General features: G+C 64.7%; 22 protein-coding genes. 12 read left to right on the top strand and 10 right to left on the bottom strand.

What is annotated here, in order from left to right; genetic code table 11:
• The first annotated feature begins 100 nt into the window (after positions 1 to 100).
• From AB4Y40_RS18805 to AB4Y40_RS18795, 3 genes are all read left to right on the top strand, one after another.
• Entirely contained in the window at positions 101 to 1,189 is a 1,089-nt protein-coding gene (locus tag AB4Y40_RS18805) for a DMT family transporter (protein ID WP_368689031.1), read from the top strand.
• A 114-nt stretch (positions 1,190 to 1,303) separates the two neighbouring features.
• Positions 1,304 to 1,705: an SRPBCC family protein gene (locus AB4Y40_RS18800; protein WP_368689030.1), complete on the top strand. Its 402-nt coding sequence runs from the start codon at positions 1,304 to 1,306 to the stop codon at positions 1,703 to 1,705.
• Between the two features lie 211 nt (positions 1,706 to 1,916).
• Positions 1,917 to 2,429, top strand: a complete 513-nt coding sequence (locus AB4Y40_RS18795) for a hypothetical protein (protein ID WP_368689029.1) — start codon at positions 1,917 to 1,919, stop codon at positions 2,427 to 2,429.
• Positions 2,430 to 2,602: 173 nt separating this feature from the next.
• Here AB4Y40_RS18795 and AB4Y40_RS18790 read toward each other — a convergent pair whose 3' ends face one another.
• Complete coding sequence (locus AB4Y40_RS18790; protein WP_368689028.1) at positions 2,603 to 2,914, bottom strand: hypothetical protein; 312 nt, start codon at positions 2,912 to 2,914, stop codon at positions 2,603 to 2,605.
• A 239-nt stretch (positions 2,915 to 3,153) separates the two neighbouring features.
• Here AB4Y40_RS18790 and AB4Y40_RS18785 point away from each other — a divergent pair, with 239 nt between their 5' ends.
• Genes AB4Y40_RS18785 through AB4Y40_RS18775 form a run of 3 tightly spaced genes read left to right on the top strand, consistent with a single transcriptional unit; the run spans position 3,154 to position 5,122 of the window.
• Positions 3,154 to 3,786 (top strand): TetR/AcrR family transcriptional regulator, encoded by a 633-nt coding sequence (locus AB4Y40_RS18785; RefSeq protein WP_368689027.1) that lies wholly within the window; start codon positions 3,154 to 3,156, stop codon positions 3,784 to 3,786.
• A 59-nt stretch (positions 3,787 to 3,845) separates the two neighbouring features.
• Complete coding sequence (locus AB4Y40_RS18780) at positions 3,846 to 4,589, top strand: Pr6Pr family membrane protein (RefSeq protein ID WP_368689026.1); 744 nt, start codon at positions 3,846 to 3,848, stop codon at positions 4,587 to 4,589.
• Between the two features lie 23 nt (positions 4,590 to 4,612).
• Positions 4,613 to 5,122: a DUF1697 domain-containing protein gene (locus AB4Y40_RS18775; protein WP_368689025.1), complete on the top strand. Its 510-nt coding sequence runs from the start codon at positions 4,613 to 4,615 to the stop codon at positions 5,120 to 5,122.
• A 62-nt stretch (positions 5,123 to 5,184) separates the two neighbouring features.
• Here AB4Y40_RS18775 and AB4Y40_RS18770 read toward each other — a convergent pair whose 3' ends face one another.
• From AB4Y40_RS18770 to AB4Y40_RS18755, 4 genes are read right to left on the bottom strand one after another with little or no spacing between them, the layout of a single operon-like run.
• Positions 5,185 to 6,477: an MFS transporter gene (locus AB4Y40_RS18770; protein ID WP_368689024.1), complete on the bottom strand. Its 1,293-nt coding sequence runs from the start codon at positions 6,475 to 6,477 to the stop codon at positions 5,185 to 5,187.
• Positions 6,478 to 6,494: 17 nt separating this feature from the next.
• On the bottom strand, positions 6,495 to 7,046 hold the full coding sequence (locus tag AB4Y40_RS18765) for a GAF domain-containing protein (RefSeq protein ID WP_368689023.1): 552 nt from the start codon (positions 7,044 to 7,046) through the stop codon (positions 6,495 to 6,497).
• A 30-nt stretch (positions 7,047 to 7,076) separates the two neighbouring features.
• Positions 7,077 to 8,489: an MFS transporter gene (locus tag AB4Y40_RS18760; protein ID WP_368689022.1), complete on the bottom strand. Its 1,413-nt coding sequence runs from the start codon at positions 8,487 to 8,489 to the stop codon at positions 7,077 to 7,079.
• Between the two features lie 33 nt (positions 8,490 to 8,522).
• Positions 8,523 to 10,307: a gamma-glutamyltransferase family protein gene (locus AB4Y40_RS18755; RefSeq protein ID WP_368689021.1), complete on the bottom strand. Its 1,785-nt coding sequence runs from the start codon at positions 10,305 to 10,307 to the stop codon at positions 8,523 to 8,525.
• A gap of 30 nt (positions 10,308 to 10,337) precedes the next feature.
• On the opposite strand from AB4Y40_RS18755, the gene AB4Y40_RS18750 reads away from it, so the two are divergent.
• Complete coding sequence (locus AB4Y40_RS18750; protein ID WP_368689020.1) at positions 10,338 to 11,183, top strand: FadR/GntR family transcriptional regulator; 846 nt, start codon at positions 10,338 to 10,340, stop codon at positions 11,181 to 11,183.
• Between the two features lie 27 nt (positions 11,184 to 11,210).
• On the opposite strand, the gene AB4Y40_RS18745 is transcribed toward AB4Y40_RS18750, so the two are convergent.
• Together AB4Y40_RS18745 and AB4Y40_RS18740 are read right to left on the bottom strand one after the other, a co-directional pair.
• Positions 11,211 to 11,627: a heme-binding protein gene (locus tag AB4Y40_RS18745; RefSeq protein ID WP_368689019.1), complete on the bottom strand. Its 417-nt coding sequence runs from the start codon at positions 11,625 to 11,627 to the stop codon at positions 11,211 to 11,213.
• Between the two features lie 205 nt (positions 11,628 to 11,832).
• Positions 11,833 to 13,029: an NnrS family protein gene (locus tag AB4Y40_RS18740; RefSeq protein WP_368689018.1), complete on the bottom strand. Its 1,197-nt coding sequence runs from the start codon at positions 13,027 to 13,029 to the stop codon at positions 11,833 to 11,835.
• 299 nt (positions 13,030 to 13,328) lie between these two features.
• On the opposite strand from AB4Y40_RS18740, the gene AB4Y40_RS18735 reads away from it, so the two are divergent.
• Entirely contained in the window at positions 13,329 to 14,315 is a 987-nt protein-coding gene (locus AB4Y40_RS18735; protein ID WP_368689017.1) for an aldo/keto reductase, read from the top strand.
• On the opposite strand, the gene AB4Y40_RS18730 is transcribed toward AB4Y40_RS18735, so the two are convergent.
• The 3 genes from AB4Y40_RS18730 to AB4Y40_RS18720 all read right to left on the bottom strand — a co-directional run bounded on the left by AB4Y40_RS18730 (position 14,312) and on the right by AB4Y40_RS18720 (position 16,829).
• Positions 14,312 to 15,361 carry a methyltransferase gene (locus tag AB4Y40_RS18730; RefSeq protein WP_368689016.1) on the bottom strand — a complete coding sequence of 350 codons (1,050 nt, stop codon included), beginning with the start codon at positions 15,359 to 15,361 and terminating at the stop codon, positions 14,312 to 14,314. The genes AB4Y40_RS18735 and AB4Y40_RS18730 overlap by 4 nt on opposite strands.
• A gap of 112 nt (positions 15,362 to 15,473) precedes the next feature.
• Positions 15,474 to 16,184: a DJ-1/PfpI family protein gene (locus AB4Y40_RS18725; protein ID WP_368689015.1), complete on the bottom strand. Its 711-nt coding sequence runs from the start codon at positions 16,182 to 16,184 to the stop codon at positions 15,474 to 15,476.
• A gap of 96 nt (positions 16,185 to 16,280) precedes the next feature.
• Positions 16,281 to 16,829 carry a carboxymuconolactone decarboxylase family protein gene (locus AB4Y40_RS18720; RefSeq protein ID WP_368689014.1) on the bottom strand — a complete coding sequence of 183 codons (549 nt, stop codon included), beginning with the start codon at positions 16,827 to 16,829 and terminating at the stop codon, positions 16,281 to 16,283.
• A 167-nt stretch (positions 16,830 to 16,996) separates the two neighbouring features.
• On the opposite strand from AB4Y40_RS18720, the gene AB4Y40_RS18715 reads away from it, so the two are divergent.
• The 4 genes from AB4Y40_RS18715 to AB4Y40_RS18700 all read left to right on the top strand — a co-directional run bounded on the left by AB4Y40_RS18715 (position 16,997) and on the right by AB4Y40_RS18700 (position 20,046).
• Positions 16,997 to 17,758: a hypothetical protein gene (locus AB4Y40_RS18715; RefSeq protein ID WP_368689013.1), complete on the top strand. Its 762-nt coding sequence runs from the start codon at positions 16,997 to 16,999 to the stop codon at positions 17,756 to 17,758.
• Positions 17,759 to 17,996: 238 nt separating this feature from the next.
• Positions 17,997 to 18,308 carry a DUF2282 domain-containing protein gene (locus AB4Y40_RS18710; RefSeq protein WP_368689012.1) on the top strand — a complete coding sequence of 104 codons (312 nt, stop codon included), beginning with the start codon at positions 17,997 to 17,999 and terminating at the stop codon, positions 18,306 to 18,308.
• Positions 18,309 to 18,347: 39 nt separating this feature from the next.
• Positions 18,348 to 19,277 (top strand): DUF692 domain-containing protein, encoded by a 930-nt coding sequence (locus AB4Y40_RS18705; protein ID WP_368689081.1) that lies wholly within the window; start codon positions 18,348 to 18,350, stop codon positions 19,275 to 19,277.
• Entirely contained in the window at positions 19,267 to 20,046 is a 780-nt protein-coding gene (locus tag AB4Y40_RS18700) for a putative DNA-binding domain-containing protein (RefSeq protein WP_368689011.1), read from the top strand. The genes AB4Y40_RS18705 and AB4Y40_RS18700 overlap by 11 nt, the downstream gene beginning before the upstream one ends.
• Positions 20,047 to 20,051 lie beyond the last annotated feature (5 nt).

Raw genomic sequence — 20,051 nt, 5'->3', positions numbered from 1 at the left:
AAAGATTGATGGGTCCCGGGCCCGCTCGGCGCGCAGCCCGCTTGCGCGCCCATCGCGCGCCTTCTACTCCTTTTACTCCTCTTCCCGCTTCCGGCCTGAAATGAAGTCCCATCGGCATCCCATCTTCACGGCGCTGCTCGCGGCGGCCCTGTTCGGCATCACCACACCGCTCGCCAAGGCGCTGCTCGGCAGCGTGTCGCCGTTCATGCTCGCGGGCCTCTTCTATCTCGGCAGCGGCTCGGGACTCGCGGTCGTCCTGCTGATACGGCGTCTCCTGGCGCGCCGCGGCGACGCAACCGCCACCCAGGAGCCCGCACACGACCTGCTGCGCCTCGCCGAACTACCATGGCTTGCCGGTGCGATCGCCGCGGGCGGCGTGGCGGCGCCCGCCCTGCTCATGCTCGGCCTGAACACCACGCCCGCCGCCACCAGCGCGCTGCTGCTGAACCTCGAGGGCGTGCTGACGGCGCTCATCGCCTGGGTCTGCTTTCGGGAAAACTTCGACGCGCAGATCGCGCTAGGCATGCTGGCGATCGTGGCGGGCGGCGTGCTGCTCTCGTGGCCCGGCGCGCACGCCGGCGCCGTGTCCGGCATCGCGCCCGGTGCGCTGCTCGTCGCGCTCGCGTGCCTGTGCTGGGCCATCGACAACAACCTCACGCGCAAGGTCTCGACCAACGACGCGATGGTCGTGGCCTGCACCAAGGGGCTCGTGGCCGGGCCGGTGAATATCGGCATTGCGCTCGCGGCGGGCGCGCACTGGCCCGCCTGGCAGGCGGTGAGCGGCGCCATGGCCGTGGGTTTTGCGGGCTATGGCGTGAGCCTCGTGCTGTTCGTCGTCTCGCTGCGCCATCTCGGCACGGCGCGCACCGGAGCCTATTTCTCCGTGGCGCCGCTCTTCGGCGTGGCGCTGTCACTGCTGCTGTGGCCGGAGCGCCCGGCGCTCGCCTTCTGGCTCGCGCTCGCGCTGATGGCGTTCGGCGTGTGGCTGCACGTGCGCGAACGTCACGACCACACGCACACGCACGAACCGCTAGAGCACACCCACGCGCACCGGCACGACGAACACCATCAGCACGAGCACGATTTCGCGTGGGACGGCTCGGAGCCGCACACGCATGCGCACCGTCACGCGCCGATCACCCATAGCCACGCGCACTACCCCGACGTGCATCATCGGCACGCGCATTGAGGGCGGCACGAGCCGCAGCCGCTGCCGGCGCAAACGAGGTCAGGATTTCCCAGGACCGCCGCGCGTGGCGCGCGCACGATGCACGCGTCACACAACACGAAGGAGGCAAGTGCGATGGCTACCGTCTACCGGGACATTCCCGTTGAAGCCTCGGCGCAGGACGTCTGGGCCGCGCTGCGCGATCCCGCCAACGTCGACCGCGTGTTCGCCGGCGTGCTGACCGATGCGCGCATGGAAAACGACGTGCGATGGGTGACGTTCGCCGACGGCACCGTGATCGAGGAGCGCGTGATCGGCGTCGACGACGCCCGCATGCGCCTCGCCTACACCGTGTGCGGCGGACGTTTCGAGCATCATCATGCGACGCTTCAGGTGGTGCCGGACTCATCCGCTTCGCCCCAACGTTGCCGCGTGGTCTGGATCAGCGACTTCAAGCCCGACGAGCGGATCCAGATGGTCGAGCCGCTCACGGATGCGGGCTGCGCGGCCCTCAAGCGCAATCTCGCCTGGCGCTGAGGGTGGTCGCCGGGCAGTAGCAGCCTGATGAAAACCAGGCACGCGCGCTCGGGCTTCTGCGCCGCGCGCCCTGGAGACCGGTGTCGTTCATGTTAATGGCCGGATTCTTTTTGCGTTTGCGCGGGCCAAATTCGATTGCCGAAGGCGGGCTTGACAGTTAGTTGCACAACACTGCCGCGGCCAGGCTGACAAAAGGCACGACCCAGGCGTCGTGCTGCCGCGAGACACACTGTGCGACGGCGCCCATACCGGCACGCCAATTGCGATCACAATGGTGCCAGATGACTCGACACCGGGAGCCGCAATGCGGGTAGGTAAATTAACGTCGACCGTGCACTGCATCGCTGTCTGCGCGGGCCTTGCTGGAACACCGGCTGCGCACGCCGCCGGCACCTTCGACGGCGACTGGAACGTGACGCTCACGTGCCCCAAGGGCGCCGGCGATACGCCGGGCTACCGCTATCAATTTCCCGCCGAAATCCAGCAAAACGTCCTGCACGGCGAACATGGCGAACGGGACACCAGTGGCTGGCTCACGCTGGACGGCAAGCTCGAACCAGACGGGTCGGCCACGCTCGTCGCCCAGGGTCTGACTGCCACAGCGCCCCACGTCAACAATCGCGCGCCCTATTCGTATGAAGTCAGCGCGCAGTTCGACGCGACTTCAGGCAGCGGCTCGCGCACGACCGCACGCAAATGCGACTTTGTGTTCGTAAAGGAATGACCGGCGAGGATGGCTGGCCGCCCGCGCAAACCGGCGCCAGAAAAGAAAAAGCCCGCTGAGAGAGCGGGCTGAATCCATATCAGGAGACATGGAGGAGACGGGTTAAGTATAGGGTTTCCCCTTAGACTGTGCAACTGTTTTTTTTCACGATCTTGCCGCCGCCTGCCTCGGCCTCAATCTGCGCGCTTTTCCCGCTGGACCGCGCCGAAATGGAACGCGAGAAAAAGCCCCATGACGAGCCCGCCCGCCAGCAGCGCGACGACGTCCTCGCGCGTTGCAGGCTGCTGAAGACGTCCGGTGCCCAGCGCGATTGCGATCGCGATATTCACGAAGCCCCAAACCACATTCACGATGGGCGAAGAGTCGCCCCGCCCGCGCGGACGGGCGAAGGGGCTGGGAAAAGGCAGCCCCTGCAGGCCGGAAGCCAGATGCGGGATCGCGTTGCAAAAGAACGCGCCAGCGAAAAAGAGCCACACGTACGGCATGTCGTAACCTCGAACGTTCAAACGGGAAAGGTAAGCGGGATGGCGGCAGCGGCGGCGCGCGCCACGCCGAAATGCGAGGATGTCCTCGCAAATCATGGTAGAGAGTAACCTCGCGTAAGTCAATCGATCGTCAAGCGGTCGGCGCGCGTCCGTGCCTTCTTGCGCCTGGCAGCGAAAGGCGTCCCGCATGCTAATATGCGAGGAATCCCTCTCATATCCTCGCATTTGAAGATCACGCCATGACGTCCACCACGCCAGTTGCGGAAACCGCGCGCCCCACCGAGCCCAAACGCGAGCGGGGCCGCCAGCGCGTGGCCGCGATCATGGACGCCGCCGTCGCCGTGTTCACGGAGAAGGGTTACGACGCCGCCACCATGACCGAAATTGCAGCGCGCTCGTCGACGGCGATCGGCTCGCTGTACCGTTTCTTTCCGACCAAGGAGGCGCTGGCCGAAGCGCTTTTGCTGCGCTACGCCCAGCAGGCAAAGAACGGACTCGCCGAACTGGGCCAACAGGTTCCGGAGATGACGCTCGAGGCCGTCGCCGATGCGCTCGTCGATTTCGTGCTGCTGTTGCAGTCGCAGCGCAGCTTTGCCGCTGCACTCGTCGACGCCCGCAGCGGCAGCGACGACCACCGCAAGCGCTTTCGCGAAGCGATGCGCGGCGGCGTTGCCGACATCCTGAGCCGCGCGATCGCGCATCTCAAGCCGGCCAGGGCAAAAGTCATGGCGATCGTGCTGATCCACATGCTCAAGGGCGTCGCCGGTGTTGCCAACGAAGACCCATCGGCGCGCGCCGTGCTGATGGCCGAACTGCGCGACCTCGTGCGCCTGTACCTCGTTTCGGCTGCGGAGCGCGCCAAAGGCAAATAGCCTGCCGCCGGGACAAGCGGCTTCCGACGCGCATGATCTTTGTGCGCTACCATCGCTGCATGTCCGAACCATCGCTACCCGCACGCGCGGCTGCCGTGCCGCTTACCGACACGGCGCAGCCCCCAGGCCCCTACGCCACCGCATTGGCGGGTGTCATCGCGCTGCTCGCGTGGGGCGCGCTCGCGGCGCAAACCGACATGACGATCCAGCGCATGGTGCTGCGCGGCTTCGACACGTTCGAGGCCATCGGCAGGCTTTCGGCTTACCTCACCAATCTCACGGTGTTACTCGTCGCGCTCACCTTCACGTGCATCGCGCTGCGCGTGCGCACGTGGCCGGCACGCCTGCTCCGCGCTCCGGGCGCCGTGAGTGCGGTCACGGTGTATATCGTCTTCGTTGGCATTGCTTATAATCTGCTGCTGCGGCATCTCTGGACGCCGCACGGTTATCGCGCGCTGCTCAACGAGAGCCTGCATAGCCTGATCCCGCTGCTATGCGCGGCATATTGGCTGCTGTTCGTGCCGCGCTTCACCCTCACTGCTCGCGACCGCCTCGCCTGGCTCGCCTATCCGCTGGGCTACCTTGTCGTCACCTTCTGGCGCGGCAGCGAGACCGACTTCTACCCCTATCCCTTCATCGACGTCGCTCAGCTCGGCTATGCGCACGTGCTCGTCAACAGCGCCTTGCTGCTCGCCGCTTTCATGGTGCTGATGGCGGTCTTCGTGACGATCAACGCGCGCAGGCGCCCTGCCATCGTGGCAAACGAAGGCCTCGGCGCAACCGACCTGCAGCGCCCTGACTAACTCCCGGCTTCCCGATCGATCCCATGCCCGTCTATATCGCCCTGCTACGCGCCGTGAATGTCGGCGGAACCGGCAAGCTGCCCATGCCCGAACTTCGCGGCATGTGCGAAGCACTCGGGTTCACGCAAGTGCGTACCTATATCGCGAGCGGCAACGTGGTGTTCGAGAGCCGGCTGGCCGAAGCGTCGGTGAAAACGAAGCTCGAGCAGAGCCTCGAGGCTTATGCGGGCAAACCCGTTGGCGTGGTGGTGCGTACTGCCGCGGAACTGGCCACCGTGTTGCAGGGCAACCCGTTTCCCGCTGCCGCGCCGGATCGCACCGTCGCGATCTTTCTCGACACGCCGCCGCCCGACAACGCATTCGACAACGTGAGCGGCCAGCAGGCGGAAGAATTCCAGCTGGGCGAGCGCGAGATCTACGTGTTTTACAAGGACGGTATCGGGCGCTCGAAGCTCAGGATCGCCGCGGCGAAGGCCGGAACGGCGCGCAACATGAATACCGTGGCGAAGCTGCTGGAGCTGGCGCAAGCGTGAGCCGCCCTTGACTTGCGCTGCGCATCGCAACACCTGCCTGCCACAGATCGCCTCGGCGTACGTCACCCCCTGCCGGTCGCCGCCGTCAAAGTCCCCTGCCGAGCCTCCCCACGCGCGTTCGCCGGATCGCCTTCGCTCGTATCGTGCAGGCGGTCCGGAATGAACAGCGCCGTCACGCCGCTCAGGAAAAACACCGCGCCGACCACAAGAAAGCCCATGCCGATCGAAAACTGCGTCGCGATATAGCCGATCACGACAGGCGCCGCGCCCGAACAGAAGCGTCCCACGTTATACGAACCGCCCACCGCCGTGCCGCGAATGCGCGTTTCGAAGCTCTCCGACATGAACGTGCCGATCGTGCCGAGCGGCACGCCGTAGAGAAAGCCGAATACGAGCATCAGCCACGCAATGTTCTCGCGGGTGTGGAACAGCACGATCACGGGCAGAAAGACGGCCGCACCGATACAGCCCAGCACATACACGTCGCGCCGGCTCCAGCGGTCGCCCAGCCAGCCCGCCACGATCTTGCCGATGAACGCCACGACCCACGTCGCGGTCATGTACCCCGTCATCGAGCTGAATTTGATGTGCAATTCGCTTTCCAGATACGTCGGCAACCAGTTGTTCAAGCCGTAGAATCCGGAAAGCGCAAACACCGAAGCGAGCGACCAGAAGATGAACATCCGGCGCGCCTCGCGGTCCGCGAAAATCAATGCGTAGCGGTTGTCGTGCCAGCGGCGGCCGCTCGGGCGGGCCGCGGCCTCGCTCATGCGCCAGCTCGGCGGCTCGGGCACGAAGAAGCGAATCGCCACCGCGAGCAGTACGGGCGCCGCCGCCACATAAAACAGCGTGCGCCAGCCGTAGTGCGGCAGGATCCAGGTGCTGAGCGCGATTACCGTGATATAGCCCGCGGAAATCGCCGTTTGCAGCACGCCGAGTATCAGCGAGCGCCGCGCCATGGGCACGTATTCGGCCACGAGCGTGCTCACCAGCACCATGCAGCCAATACCCATCGAGCTGATGAAGCGCACGACCGCGAATTCCAGGAAGCTGTGCGTGAAACCGAGCAGCCCGGCACCCACCGAGAACAGCATCATCGCCCAGACCACCACGCGCACGCGCCCGAACGAATCGCTCGCCCAGCCGCCGAGAATCCCGCCAATCGCCATGCCGAGCAGCGTCAGGCTGCCGAGCGCGCCCGCCTCGACATTGGTCAAGCCGAATTCGCTCTTGATGCGCGAGAGTGTGAGGCCGTACATCATGACGTCCGCGCCGTCGACCAGCAGCGCGAGATAGCCGAGCGCGAAGACGAGCAGCCAGCGATTGGCGGTTACGGTGGATGTCGTTGGGTTCATCGACAAGGGTCCTGCAATCAGGGGCTCGAATGGGCTGCGCAAGACATGCCGTGCGCGACGAGCGCAGGCACGAGGAACGCGCCGAGCAGCAGGCCCGTTTCCTCGTGTTGCGCGGTGTACCAGCCCTCCACGTGCGTCAGGTTCATCGTCCCGACGCAACGGCCGTTATAGGCAACCGGTATGTTCAGTATCGAGCCTAGCCCCATCGCCGTCATGACCGCGTGATCGTCGAAGGCTTCGCGCAGCCCCGCTGGCGTCGTGGCGCGAAACGGTTCGAGATCCGAAAGAATGCGCTGCGCCCAGGGCGTGCCGCTCTTCCGCTTGCGGCCGCCCGGCGGGTAGACGTCGGGCATGTTCGTGAACATGCGCGCCACCTCCTGGTTCCCGGCGTCGTAGGCCATGATCGTGAAGAGGCGAAAGCCGATGGCTTCGGCGGCAACGGCGCACACTTCGCGGAAAATCGCGTCCGGTTGCCCGGGCTGGCGCATGACGTGCGAAAGGCGCGCAAGCGCGGCAAGTTCGCGTTGCAGCGCGTAGGGTTCGTTCGCGAGGGAGAGGGGCGTTTGCATGGGACGTACGAGAGTGAGAGTGGCGAGCGCTCAGCCGCGCAGCCCGTCGCGGGCGAGCGGCTTGTGCGCGTCGAAGTCCGCCTGCGCGCCGCTCGCCTCGATGTCTTCAAGCGAGCGATTGCGGGTTTCGATGCCGAGGAAGAACACGACGCAAGCGCCCGCCAGCAATACGGCGGTCGTCATGGCGAACACGCCGAAGAAGCCGAACGCCGGATACACGAGACCGACCAGAATCGGCGCGCTCACCGAGCCGATACGACCGAACGAAGACGACGATCCCGTACCGGTCGTGCGTACCGCCGTCGGGAAAACCTCCGGCGTATAGGCATAGACGCCCGCAAACGCGCCGTTCATGAAGAACGAGAGGCACACGCCCGCCACCGTGATCTGCACGCCCGTATGCGAGAAAGCCAGTGCGATTGCGGCGAGCCCACCGAGCGTCATGTAAGAGGCCACGACGCCCTTGCGGCCGATCCGCTCATTGAGCCACGCCGCCGAGAAATAGCCGGGAATCTGCGCACCATAAATGGCAATCGAATAACCGAAGCTCTTGGTGAGCGTCAGGCCTTCCTTGACGAGCAGGCTCGGAATCCAGGAAAAGAACGAGTAGTACGCGAACGCCACGGAGAACCACATCAGCCAGCTCACCGCCGTCGTGCCCACGAGCCGGCGTGAGAACAACGTCAGCACGTTTTGCAGTGCACTGCCGCTGCCTTGCGCCGCGGCGGGAATCGCGCCCACCGAGCCCAGCGGCGCCAGCGCAATGCCCTCCTGCTCGTAGCGAGACTCGATCGCCCGCACGATGCTGTCGGCTTCGGCGGAGCGTCCGCGGCTTTCGAGCCAGCGCGGCGACTCGGGCAACGTCCGGCGCCACCAGAGCAGCATCACGACCGGCAGCGAGGTTAGCACGGCGAGATAGCGCCAGCCGTCTGAGAAATTGCGCACGACGGTATAGCCAAGAATCGACGAACTTAGATATCCGAACGACATGAAGCCGACGAGCGCGCCGCAGAACATGCCGCGATAGCGCCGCGGCACGAATTCCGCGAGGAACGGTGCGATGACGACCGTCTCAGCGCCCGAACCGAAGCCCGCGAGCATGCGCAGCGCGAAAAACGTGTGCCAGTCGTGCGCGGTGGCGCTCGCCATGGACGCCGCGCAATAGATTGCCAGCGCGCTCATCATGATGCGGCGGCGGCCAATCACGTCGGCCAGCACGCCCGAGAGAAACGCGCCAAAAAAGTAGCCGATATACGTGCTGCTGGCGACGAGTCCCGTTTCGGCGCTCGTCAAATGCCACAGCTTGCTCACCACCGGCAGCAAAAAGGCGAGCGACGACGAGTCCAGCCCGTCGAACATATAGCCGAGCCCGCCGATCAGCAGCAGTTTGCGATGGAAGCCCGCGAGCGGCAGTCGTTCGAGTCGGGCGGCGACGTTGGACATGGTGGGTCGGTTCCGGTTGAGCGTGGCGCGTGGTCAGCGGCCGATCGCATAGGCCTGCATCTGGCGCGGCGTGGCCGCGCCGCGCATGAGTCCGTTGCGCATGCCCACCGCGCACACGCGCCCGAGCCCCCATGGCTCGGCCACCGTGAGATCGTGCCCGCGCGAGCGCAATTCGGCGAGCGTGGCTTCGGGAAAGCGCGACTCGGCCGACATCTTGCCGAGCTGCATCGAGCGCGGATAAAACGAGCCGGGGAAATGCGCGGTCTGGAACGAGGGCGCGTCCACGGCGGCCTGCAGGTTCATGCCCGCATGCACGTGCCGCAGGAACAGCTGCATCGACCATTGATCCTGCTGGTCGCCGCCCGGCGTGCCGAACGCCGCATAGGGCTTGCCCTCGCGCGTGACGAGCGTGGGCGAGAGGGTCGTGCGTGGACGCCGGCCCGGCCCGAGCGACGAAGGCAGGCCCTCTTCCATCCAGAACATCTGCGCGCGCGTGGTGACGTTGAAGCCGAGGCCGGGCACCGCGGGCGACGCCTGCAGCCAGCCGCCCGACGGCGTGGCCGAGACCATGTTGCCCCAGCGATCGACCACGTCGAGGTGCACGGTATCGCCGCGCAATTCGGGCAGCGGTGCGAACGTCGGCTCGCCCTGCCCGAAGCCGCCCGGCTGCTGCCGGCCCGCGTTGGCGAGAATGCGCGCTGCCCGCGCCTCGCTGTCGAGAAGCGGCCCGGGGCGGAATTCGAACGAGGCCTTGTGCGGATCGACGAGACGGCGGCGCGCGTCGTTGTACGCGTCGCTCAGCAGCGTTCCCATCGGCACGTCGGCAAAGCGTGGATCGCCATAGAACACGTCGCGATCGGCAAACGCGAGCTTCGACGTTTCGATGACCGTGTGCACGAAATCCGCACCGAGCGGATCCATCGCGCCCAGATCGAAGCCCTTGAGCAGCGCGAGTTGTTGCAGGAACATCGGCCCCTGGCCCCACGGTCCTGTTTTGTGCACGCGCAGGCCCGCGTAGTCGTACGAGAGCGCTTCCTCGTAGGTGGGCTCCCAGCGTGCGAGATCGTCCGCATCGAGCAGGCCGCGATTGCGAAGACCGGAGGTGTCGAGCACGTCGGTCGAGCGGAAATACTGGTCGATCGCGTCGGCCACGAAGCCGCGGTAGAACGCCGAGCGCGCGAGTTCGCACTGCTCCGCGCGGTCGCTTTTCGCGCTCGCCTCCCGCAGGATGCGGCGGTACGTGGCGGCAATGGCGGGATTGGCGAACAGCGCGTTCGGCGCGGGGGCGTCGCCGTCGCGCAGCCATTGCTCGGCGGAGGTCGTCCATTCGCTGAGGAAGAAGTCCTTGATCGCGAGAATCGACGCGCACATGCGCGGCAGCACGGGGTAGCCGTTCTCCGCGTAGCCGATCGCGTAGCTCAGCACGTCTTCGAGCGGCAGTTGCCCGTAGTCGCGCAGCATCGTCATCCATGCGCCGAACGCGCCCGGCACCACGGCGGGCAGCAGGCCGGTGCCCGGCACGACTTCGAGCCCAAGCGCGCGCATGCGTTCGATCGTCATGGCCGCCGGCGTCACCCCCTGGCCGCACAGCACGCGCACGCGGTCTTCCCGCGCGCTGTAGAACACGACGGGCAACTCGCCGCCGGGACCGTTGAGATGCGGCTCGACGATCTGCAGCACGAAGCCGGCCGCCGCCGCCGCGTCGAACGCGTTGCCGCCCTTCTCGAGCACCGCCATCGCCGACGCACTCGCGAGCCAATGCGTGGACGCCACCATCCCGAAGGTCCCGAGCAGCTCCGGCCGCGTTGTAAACGACATCTTCCACTCCCTGTGTGAAAGGTTCGACGGGTGGGCGAACCATTCATGATTGGTTCCAAAACCTTTCACGCTCAGCTTACGAAGGAAGAATCTCGGCCGCACCCGGTGTTAACCCTGCAATATCCACGGAATCCTGTGGACTTTGTCGATTTTGACGAGCGCACGGTGGCGCGCCGCAACACAGCTGCTAGAATCGAACCAATTCAAATTGGTCCACGCTACATCATGGAAAGGTCCGCGCTCGACCACCTGCTTGCCTACATCGCACAACACCGCCTGAAAGACGGCGACGCGTTGCCTCCCGAACGCAAGCTCGCCGAGGACCTCGGCGTGAGCCGCCGTGAACTGCGCGAGGCGCTTGCTTCGCTGGAAGCGTCGGGTCGAATCTGGCGCGGCGTGGGGCGCGGCACGTATCTGGGCGCGCGGCCGCTGAAGTTCGCGCCCACGCTGCGCGGCCTGCGCTCGCGTACGAGCCCGGCCGACATTGCGGAGATGCGCCTCATGTTCGAACCGGCGTTAGCCGGTCTTGCCGCCGCCAAGGCCACGCCCGAGGATCTGGCCGAACTGGAGAAGTGCGCAAAACGGAACGCGACGTCGAAAACCGATGAGGAGTGGCAACTATGGGACCAGCGCTTTCACCTGCTGATCGCCCAGGCCTCGCGCAACCCCGCGATCATTGCCCTCATGGAAGTGATCAACGGCATGCGGATCAAGCCGACCCAGCGTGAAAAGACCACGGATCAGACCACGCGCCATCATTTCGCGCAGCAGCACCAGTCCATCGTCGATGCGATTCTCGCCCGCGACGGCGAAACCGCCGCGCGTTGCATGCGCGAGCATCTGCTGAAGGTGCAGGGATACGGCTCGCCGCATTGACGGAAGAAGCTTCTGCGTTTCACGCGTTCACTTCACGGTGGAAGCCGCCGCCTTGCACGTGATGGCATCCTGATCGCCCGTGCCGCCGCTGCAGCCGATCGCACCGATCACCTTGCCGTCCTCGACCAACGGAAAGCCGCCGGGCGAAGCCACGAGGTCCGGCACGAGCGTGGCAACATAGGCATGACCGCTCTCGAACTGGTTATAGAAAACGCGGGTCTCGCGGCGAAAGCGCGCGGACGTGCGCGCCTTGTTCTGCGAAATCTCGACGGAGGCGTATTGCGCGCCATCCATGCGCTCGAAGGCAACGAGATCGCCATGCGGATCGACCACGGCGATGTTCATTTTCCAGTCGTGCCTGCGCGCCTCGGCTTCGGCAAGCGCAAGCAGATGCTTCGCCGCATCGAGCCCGATAGGCGAACCGTAAGGAATGTCGTAAGGCATGCGCTCGGGAACCTCAGCCGCTGGCGGCGCAGAAGCTGACGTTTGAGCCTGCACGGAGGTTACAAAGACGAGACAGGCCGCGCCTGCGATCTGAACAGAGTGATGCATTGCACACCCTCCTTCATCGGCGGACCCAAGGCGTTACGCGCGTGCGGCCCTCGCAGCCAACATACTCGCGCGATACGCCGTGTGCAAGGCCGATGGATCAGCCCTCCTTACCATCGACACGCGGCGCAACGAGCCAGCCCGCGTAGCGATAACAGTAAGCCGCGAACGCAACGACCCAGCATGCGCCCGACGCTTCGATCCAGAATGTGAGCCACTGCGGCGCGAGCCAGGGTCCCACCACGCGAATCAGCGCGGCGAGCACGAGCAACACATAGCAGGCGGTATCGAAGCCGCCCGCCACCAGCTTGCGGCCCGTATGTCCGCGCGCCGTGCGTGTGATCATCGCCATGATCGCGCAGCCGATCGCGCCCACCGTGAACGCGTGAATGGCGAGCGTATGCGCGACTGAACCCATTGCGGCGAGCCCGAGCAGCACGAAACCGACGGGTATCCAGGCATAGGCGACGTGCAGGATAGTCAGGATCGGGCGGTTGCCGACGCGCCACGAACGCCACCCGCAGATCCGCACGCCTTGTGCGCACGCCGCCGCGAACGCGGCGATCGCCACGAGCACGCCGGAGCCGAGCGCGGCGTCGAGCACGAACGCCAGCGCGCTGAGCGGCATCACCGCGCGCTCGATCGCGTTCCAGCGCTGCGCCGCGTAGTTGGGCACGGCATTGGCCGTGAACGACGGGATGATGCGCCCGCCGATGATCGTGATGAACAGCACCAGCATGCCCACGGCGAGATACGCGCTGTGCAGCGTCCAGTCCGCGCGGCCGGCCAGCATCGAAAGATGAAATGCTACGTTGAGCGCGGCGAGCATGCCGAGCGCGACCGGCAAGAAGATGTTGTGGCTGTTCTTTGCGCCGATGAGCACGCGCAGCAGCACGAGCGCGCAGGCGGGGAGAAAGAGGCTGTCGACCACGGCGGCGACGCCAGACGGTGCGTAGGCAACGGTGATGCGCCCGGCGAGCCACAGCAGCCACAGCGCCGCCAGCGACTTGCCCTGCGCCGGCGTGACCGACGTCCACGCGCGCACGGCGGTCAGCAAAAAGCCCGCCACGATCGCTGCGCCGAAGCCGAAAATCATTTCGTGGGCGTGCCAGAACATGCCGGGCAAGTACGAACTGAAACCCGGCAACGGATGACCGGCATACGCGGCCATCCAGGCCAGCAGCGCCGCGCCGCCAAAGAGCGCGCCACCAAGGTAGAACGGCCGGAAGCCGAGCGCCCACAGCGCGAAACCGCCGCGGGCCGCGGGGGTGGGTTCTTCGATTCGAAAGACGGTCATGATCGCTCTCGCCAATACATTCATTTGCAATGCATCTTATATGGACTGGACGAGAAATGCCGCTGGGAAGATGCAAACGCGATGTAATGCCGCAGGTTGATTCGGTGCTCCCCCGGGGCAGCAACAGGCGCGCATGCGTGTTGTACGTTAGCAAAGGTTGCAGCGTGCGATGACCGCCGGGCGTATTGCCGCCCACTGAAACAGCCATCGAAGAATCGTGCAAGGAATCAAGAGTATCGTGCTAACACGTCTCCGACGCGCGTGCCATTCTAGGTAGCTAGCCATCACAGGAGGGCAATATGCTGAACACGCGCAAGCTTGGACGTGAAGGACTCGTCGTTTCGGAGATCGGGCTGGGATGCATGGGGATGTCCTACGCGTACGGCACACCCGATGACGCCGAGTCGATCGCCACGATCCATCGGGCGATCGAACTGGGTTGCACATTCCTCGATACCGCGGAGATCTATGGTCCTTTCGCCAACGAGGAACTGCTCGGACGCGCGCTGAAAGGGCGTCGTCACGCGGTGACGATCGCAACGAAATTCGGCTTCAAGATCGACAACGGAGTACGCGGCCTCGACAGCCGCCCCGAGCATATCAAGGCGGTGATCGACGCGTCGCTGGCCCGGTTGCAGACCGGTCACATCGATCTGCTCTACCAGCATCGCGTGGATCCCGCCGTACCGATCGAGGATGTGGCGGGCGCGGTCAAGGATGCGATCGCCGCGGGCAAGGTTCGCTATTTCGGCTTGTCGGAAGCGAGCGTCGATACCATCCGGCGCGCCCATGCCGTGCAACCCGTCTCGGCCGTGCAAAGCGAGTATTCGCTCTTTGAGCGCGGCGTCGAAGACAAGGTGTTGCCGGCCCTGCGCGAACTGGGTATCGGCTTTGTGCCCTACAGTCCGCTTGGCCGGGGCTTCCTGACCGGCAACGCCACGCGGGCGGAGGACCTTCCCGCCGACGACTGGCGGGCCGCCAACGATCCGCGCATCCAGGGCAGCAACTTCGATACGAACGTCAAGCTCGCAGATTTCATCAAGGCCTTTGCCGACGAGAAGTCCGTGACACCGGGCCAGCTCGCGCTCGCGTGGCTGCTCGCGCAAGGTGACGATCTGGTCCCGATCCCCGGCACCAAGCGGCGCAAATACCTCGAGGAAAACGTGAGCGCAGCGTCAGTTCGTCTGACGCCTGCGGAACTGGATCGCATCCGGAGTTTCCTTGCCGGACACCAGACCGCAGGCACACGTTACCTGCCGCCCATGCTGTCACATCTCGACCGCTAGCGGACGCCAATCACCATCGCGTTCTGCCCGCCCAGCGGTTCGACTCTGATCTCCCGAAAGCCCGCCTCGGCCATCCATTCGCGGCACTGCCTGGCGGTATAGTCGAAACCGCCGGGCGTCTCGATCAGCATGTTCAGACTCATCAGCAAGCCGAACGCATTGTGCCTGCGCTCGTCGTCGATCATCGCGTCATAGACGATCAGACATCCGCCGGCGGGCAACGCCTGATAACTCCTCGCGAGCAATTCGCGCTTCTGTTCGAGATTCCAGTCGTGAAGAATGTGTCCCATCACGAGGACGTCGGCGGAAGGCAACGCGTCCTTGAAGAAGTCGCCCGGATGAAAGCGGATTCGATCCTGTAGCGCGTTCGCGGCGATGTAGTCGTTGAACACCGGAGCGACCGCGGGCAGATCGAACCCAATTCCCGCAAGATGCTCGTGCGTACGCGTAATCTCCGCCACGAGGGCGCCCTGCGCGGTGCCGACATCGACGACCGAGCGATAGTTCTGCCAGGGAAATTTTTGCGCAATCTCCTTCGCCAGATCCAGGCTGACACCGCTCATTGCGCCCAGAAACTCACGGAGCCCGCGTTCGTCGCGATAGATTGCCTCGAACGGGTCGCCGCCTTGCTTTGCTTCGTTCTGCGGCAGCCCCGTGCGCAACGCCTCGGTCAGCGAGCCCCAGAACGGATATAAGCGGTTGTTGGCCATGAGCAAAAATCCGGCGATACAACCCGGCCTCGCTCGGTCCAGAAATGCACCGGTCTCAGGGGTATTCCGGTATAGAACGTCGTCTCGATCCAGGACCCCTAGCGCGACCAGCGCGTCGAGAAAATCCTGTGCCGATCTCGGATGCAACTGCATTTGCTCCATCAGTTGTGTTGCTGTGCGCGGCCCTCTGCCCAGAACGGTGAACAGGTCGAGTTCGACTGCGGACAGCAGCGTCTTCGAGGCCCAGAAACCCATGGCCAGCTGCAGCAGCTTTTGCGGGGAAGCGGCAGTTGCGTTCCCGGTTTCAGACGTCAAGGTGCCCGATTGCGTTTCCATTGTCTTGCCTCCTTTCTCAGATGACCAAGGGTCTCGATGGCTTTGCTTCGCTGCGCGAATCTTCTTTGCGTCAACAGAACACCTTGCGGGCGAACACTATTCCGCGCCTGCCTCATCTTCCAGACATGCGCATTCGGTCCTGGTAGACGCGTCCGGTAGCCATCCGCTTTTCGGTAATGGCTTGCGCCCGTTCGGTCACCGTTGCCAGGATGTGCGCCGGTGCCTTTTCAGGAGAGCCGGACTGGAACGGTGGCTGCGGGTCATAAGCCATATACAGTTGCAGCTCCTGGGCGACCGTCTCTCCCCGCAGCAGCGAGACCACGATCAGGGAGCCATCGATTCCCGACGTCACGCCGCCCGCGCTGATCATCTGCCCGTCGATCACCACACGCTCGCCGCTGGGAATCGCGCCATAGAGCGGGAGGACGTCCATTGCCGTCCAGTGCGTCGTGGCATGCTTGCCATGCAGCAGGCCAGCCGCACCGCAGAGCAGCGCGCCGGTACAGACCGAAAAGACGTAGCGCGCGCCGGCTGCCTGGCTGCGAATGAACGACAGAACGGTTTCGTCGTGCATCAAGGCCTCCTGGCCGTGTCCGCCCGGCACGAGGAGGACATCGAGCTGCGGCGCCTCTTCGAACGTGGTGTCGGCGAGCAACTGCATGCCCGCCAGATCGCGAACCGGGTTCTTGTCCTTCCAGAGCGTCATGAACGACGAATTCGGCACTCGCGCCAGCGCCTCGAAAGGTCCCGTGAAATCGCACTGGTCCATGTTCGGGAAGATGATCCCGCCAAGTTTCAGGTGAACGTCCAGAGGAATCGTCATAACCGTCTCCGTTTGGAATGCAGAACACCGGGCGTGACCATCGAGGAGGCGAACGGTCGACTACCGCCCCCTCTCTGGCGCATCAACGCCCGGTCCTTAACCCTGCCACGCGTACTGCTGGAACATCTCCTCGAGCGGCGGGTTGGCAACGCTGCCGGTATAGTTCGTCATCGTCGACGCAGCGACAACCAGGATGACCTCGAGCACCAGAGCCGGAGCAAAGCCGGCGGCAGTGAAGGACGCAACATCCTCGTCGTCGAGACGGCCACGCTTGTCGATCAACGTGCGCGCGAGATGCGAAAGCGCCGCCAGCTTCGCGTCGGCCGGCAGACGACGGGCGCGAATGGCATGCACGTCGGCTTCGCTGAGCCCTTCCTTGAGTGCGAGGAAGGTGTGGAAGGCGACGGGCCAGGTGCTGCCATTGGTGACGGCATTCGTGAGCAACAGGGTCTGAACCTGTGCCTCCGTAAAGCTGCCGCCGTGAACCTGCTGAAACACGGCGGTCAGGCCATTGATCAGCTTTGGCGAACCGGCAATTGCGCCGGCAATGTTGGGGACCATGCCGAATGCTTCGGCAAGACCTCGAAATGCCGGTTTCGAGCCTTCCGGTGCCGATTCGAGTGTATATACGGGGAAGTTAGCCATGATATTTCCTTGGGAGGTGGACACGTGCATCAAGGGGCGATGACACGACAAGCGAAGAGTAGTGATGCGCCGCAGCCTCGCCAATTACATGGCGTGTAATAGAAGATAGTCGTTCAGGCATCCAGCGAAAGCAACCGCGCCTGCACGCGAAAACGGAGAGTCGAACAATGCACCATCTCGGCATTGCGGTCATTGTGTTTGCCTGCGTGTTCACCAGCGCCCTGCTCGGCCTGTATCTGCACACCAGGCTGCCGGAACGCCATCTCGGCGACGAATCGGTCAGCGTCATTAAGCTGACGATTGGATTGATCGCCACCATGGCCGCATTGGTGCTCGGGCTGCTGATCTCGTCGGCGAAAAGCTCGTTCGATGCCGCGAACGCCGCGGTCGTACGCGACGCCACCGACATCATTCTGCTCGATCGCACACTGGCCCAGTACGGTCCGGAGACGCAGGAGATCCGGGCCTTGCTGAAGCAGGGCCTCGCCACCGGCATCCAGAAGATCAGTTCCGGCGATCCGGCTCAGCTGTCGGGCATGCGCAGCCCCGAGGAGCTCAAACGCGGGGAAAATATTCAACGCAAGCTGGCGGAACTGTCGCCGACCAGCGAAACGCAACGCCGGCTACAGTCGCGCGCCATTCAGATCGCCGGCGACGTGCTGGCGATGCGCGAACTTGCGCTGCTGCAGGCGGCAGGCTCGACCCCGATGCCGCTACTGCTGACGCTCGTGTTGTGGCTGTGCATCATCTTCGGCTCGTTCGGGCTGTTCACCTCACCCAACGCGACTGTCGTCGTCACGTTCTTTCTGGGCGCGATATCCACCTCCATCGCCATCTTTCTGATCCTGGAAATGAACACGCCGCTCGGCGGAATCGTTGCCGTCTCCCTCGCGCCGGTGCGTGAGGCGCTCTCCATGCTCGGACAGTAGTCGTCGCGCTAGCGCATAGAAGTTTTACCGCCGCGATCGACATCGCGCGTTAGTTCGTTCGTTCAGGCCTTCCGGTTACAGCCGGAAGCGCTTTTTTTTGCGCTCGCAAGCTCCCCCCTCTCCCTTCGAATATCTTCACGCAAAAAAAATCGACCGGTGTAACCGGCCTCCAGCGTCGCGCGAATTAGCTGGTGTATCCGCGACGGATACCTCAAATCTCAATCACTGGAGAACGTCCATGTCCGCAAAGACCACTGTTAGTTCCGCCCTGCTTGCAGGTGCCGTTGCCAGCCTGCTGGCTTCAGTCGCGCATGCCGCACCGCTCACGAAGGAAGAGATGAGCGCCGCCGTCGCCGCTCACAAGGAGAAGTGCTTCGGCGTCGCGCTGAAGGGGCAAAACGACTGCGCCGCCGGTCCCGGCACGACCTGTCAGGGGACCTCGACGGTCGACTTCCAGGGCAACTCGTGGAAGTTCGTTCAGGGCGGCACCTGCGCGAGCATCGTCGTGCCCAGCGGTGGCCACGGCTCGCTCACGCCGATCAAGTCCTGATCGCTACGACCACGAGAGGGGACGGTCATGAACACTTCCATGCAATCAGCGGCGAGGTCCGGCCGCCCCTTTCGCACGGCGCCCGGCGCGGCTGCGCTCGTAGGCACGAGCTTCAGGCATGAGCATCTCGCGGCGATTCTCGAAGACGGACTGCAGGACGGCTTCTTCGAGGTGCACGCCGAGAACTATATGGGCGCTGGCGGGCCGCCGCACCGCGCATTGCACGCGATCCGCGAGCGCTATCCGGTCTCGCTGCACGGTGTGTGCATGTCGATCGGCGGACCGGACCGCCTCGACGCCGGCCATCTCGCGCGCTTTGGCGAGCTGGTCGCGCGCTACGAACCCGCAGTCGTTTCCGAACACCTCGCGTGGTCTTCGCACGGCGGCACGTTCTTCAACGATCTGCTGCCCCTGCCTTATACGAAGGCGACCCTCGATAAGGTCTGCGAACACATCGATGAGATGCAGGCAGCCATTGGACGTCCGATGCTGCTCGAGAATCCGTCGACGTACGTGGCGTTCGCCGCGTCGACGATGAGCGAAACGGAATTCATCCATGCGGTCGCGCAGCGCACGGGCTGCGGGCTGCTGCTCGACGTCAACAACGTTTTCGTTTCGGCGACCAATCACGGTTATGCGGCACGCGCGTATCTCGCGGATTTTCCTCTCGAATACGTCGGCGAGATTCACCTGGCCGGCTACAGCGAGCAGCACGACGACGAGCACGCGCCACTGCTGATCGACAGCCACGACCGCGCCGTCTCCGATCCGGTCTGGGCGCTCTACCGCGACGTGGTCGCGCGCACCGGGCCCATACCGACACTGATCGAATGGGACAGCCAGTTGCCTGCGTGGCCCGAACTGCGCGCGCAAGCGTTGGCGGCCCGTCGCATCGTCTCCGAACTTTTTCTCGACAATGCATCGGAGTCCGATACATCCCTCCTGGAGCGCACCGGCCATGAAGCCTGAACAAGCCACGAGCGACTACGCGACGGCCTTCGCGCCGGGACTGACGAACCCCGACCTCGCCGCACCGAACGGTGTCGTGGCGGCGCACGGCAAGGGTGTCGTCAAGCGCTACAACGTCTATCGCAACAACGTCACGGTCAGCCTCATCGATGCGCTGGCCGCGATCTATCCCGCCGTGCAGCGCATCACGGGCGTCGAGTTCTTCCGTGCGATGGCGCGCTGTCACGTGCGCGCCGCGCCGCCGGCTTCGCCGCTCCTGTTCGAGTACGGACGCGACTTTCCGTCGTTCATCGAAAGCTGGGAGTACGCGCGTGACATGCCGTGGCTTGCGGATACGGCACGCATCGAGCGCGCGTGGCTCGACGCCTGGCACGCCCGGGACGCCGCACCGCTTGCGGCCGACGCATTCGCGGGCATCGATGCGGATTCGCTCGCGCAGCTGCGCTTTGTCCCGCATCCGGCCGCGCGCATCGTGCGCTCGCGCTACCCTGCCGTCGCGATCTTCGCGATGAACCGGGCGCCCGGCCCGGTCACCGCGCTGCATTCGAGCGATGCGGAAGACGCGCTCGTCACGCGGCCCGATTACGACGTGATCGTCTCGCGCCTGCCTGCGGGCGGCGCTGCGTTTCTGCTCGCTCTCATCGAGGGCATGCCGCTCGGCGCCGCCGCGCAGGCAGCCTTCGAGGAGAGCGAGGCCTTCGACCTGCCGGCCAGCCTGGCCGCGATGATTTCGGCCGGCGTGTTCGCCGCCGTTCAACCAGGAGCGTAACCATC

It is taken from the genome of Paraburkholderia sp. EG287B, assembly GCF_040965595.1.
Lineage (GTDB): Bacteria > Pseudomonadota > Gammaproteobacteria > Burkholderiales > Burkholderiaceae > Paraburkholderia.
Note: the sequence above shows the minus strand (reverse complement) of the source record. Positions and strands in the feature narration are given on the sequence as shown.

Bases quoted from the DNA above. Each gene is read 5' to 3' on its own strand.
- AB4Y40_RS18760 (WP_368689022.1), bottom strand. From the start codon at position 8,489: ATGTCCAACGTCGCCGCCCGACTCGAACGACTGCCGCTCGCGGGCTTC.
- AB4Y40_RS18805 (WP_368689031.1), top strand. From the start codon at position 101: ATGAAGTCCCATCGGCATCCCATCTTCACGGCGCTGCTCGCGGCGGCC.
- AB4Y40_RS18740 (WP_368689018.1), bottom strand. From the start codon at position 13,029: ATGACCGTCTTTCGAATCGAAGAACCCACCCCCGCGGCCCGCGGCGGT.
- AB4Y40_RS18785 (WP_368689027.1), top strand. From the start codon at position 3,154: ATGACGTCCACCACGCCAGTTGCGGAAACCGCGCGCCCCACCGAGCCC.
- AB4Y40_RS18800 (WP_368689030.1), top strand. From the start codon at position 1,304: ATGGCTACCGTCTACCGGGACATTCCCGTTGAAGCCTCGGCGCAGGAC.
- AB4Y40_RS18730 (WP_368689016.1), bottom strand. From the start codon at position 15,361: ATGGAAACGCAATCGGGCACCTTGACGTCTGAAACCGGGAACGCAACT.
- AB4Y40_RS18710 (WP_368689012.1), top strand. From the start codon at position 17,997: ATGTCCGCAAAGACCACTGTTAGTTCCGCCCTGCTTGCAGGTGCCGTT.
- AB4Y40_RS18780 (WP_368689026.1), top strand. From the start codon at position 3,846: ATGTCCGAACCATCGCTACCCGCACGCGCGGCTGCCGTGCCGCTTACC.
- AB4Y40_RS18755 (WP_368689021.1), bottom strand. From the start codon at position 10,307: ATGTCGTTTACAACGCGGCCGGAGCTGCTCGGGACCTTCGGGATGGTG.
- AB4Y40_RS18775 (WP_368689025.1), top strand. From the start codon at position 4,613: ATGCCCGTCTATATCGCCCTGCTACGCGCCGTGAATGTCGGCGGAACC.
- AB4Y40_RS18745 (WP_368689019.1), bottom strand. From the start codon at position 11,627: ATGCCTTACGACATTCCTTACGGTTCGCCTATCGGGCTCGATGCGGCG.
- AB4Y40_RS18720 (WP_368689014.1), bottom strand. From the start codon at position 16,829: ATGGCTAACTTCCCCGTATATACACTCGAATCGGCACCGGAAGGCTCG.
- AB4Y40_RS18725 (WP_368689015.1), bottom strand. From the start codon at position 16,184: ATGACGATTCCTCTGGACGTTCACCTGAAACTTGGCGGGATCATCTTC.
- AB4Y40_RS18705 (WP_368689081.1), top strand. From the start codon at position 18,348: ATGCAATCAGCGGCGAGGTCCGGCCGCCCCTTTCGCACGGCGCCCGGC.
- AB4Y40_RS18715 (WP_368689013.1), top strand. From the start codon at position 16,997: ATGCACCATCTCGGCATTGCGGTCATTGTGTTTGCCTGCGTGTTCACC.
- AB4Y40_RS18735 (WP_368689017.1), top strand. From the start codon at position 13,329: ATGCTGAACACGCGCAAGCTTGGACGTGAAGGACTCGTCGTTTCGGAG.
- AB4Y40_RS18770 (WP_368689024.1), bottom strand. From the start codon at position 6,477: ATGAACCCAACGACATCCACCGTAACCGCCAATCGCTGGCTGCTCGTC.
- AB4Y40_RS18790 (WP_368689028.1), bottom strand. From the start codon at position 2,914: ATGCCGTACGTGTGGCTCTTTTTCGCTGGCGCGTTCTTTTGCAACGCG.
- AB4Y40_RS18765 (WP_368689023.1), bottom strand. From the start codon at position 7,046: ATGCAAACGCCCCTCTCCCTCGCGAACGAACCCTACGCGCTGCAACGC.
- AB4Y40_RS18700 (WP_368689011.1), top strand. From the start codon at position 19,267: ATGAAGCCTGAACAAGCCACGAGCGACTACGCGACGGCCTTCGCGCCG.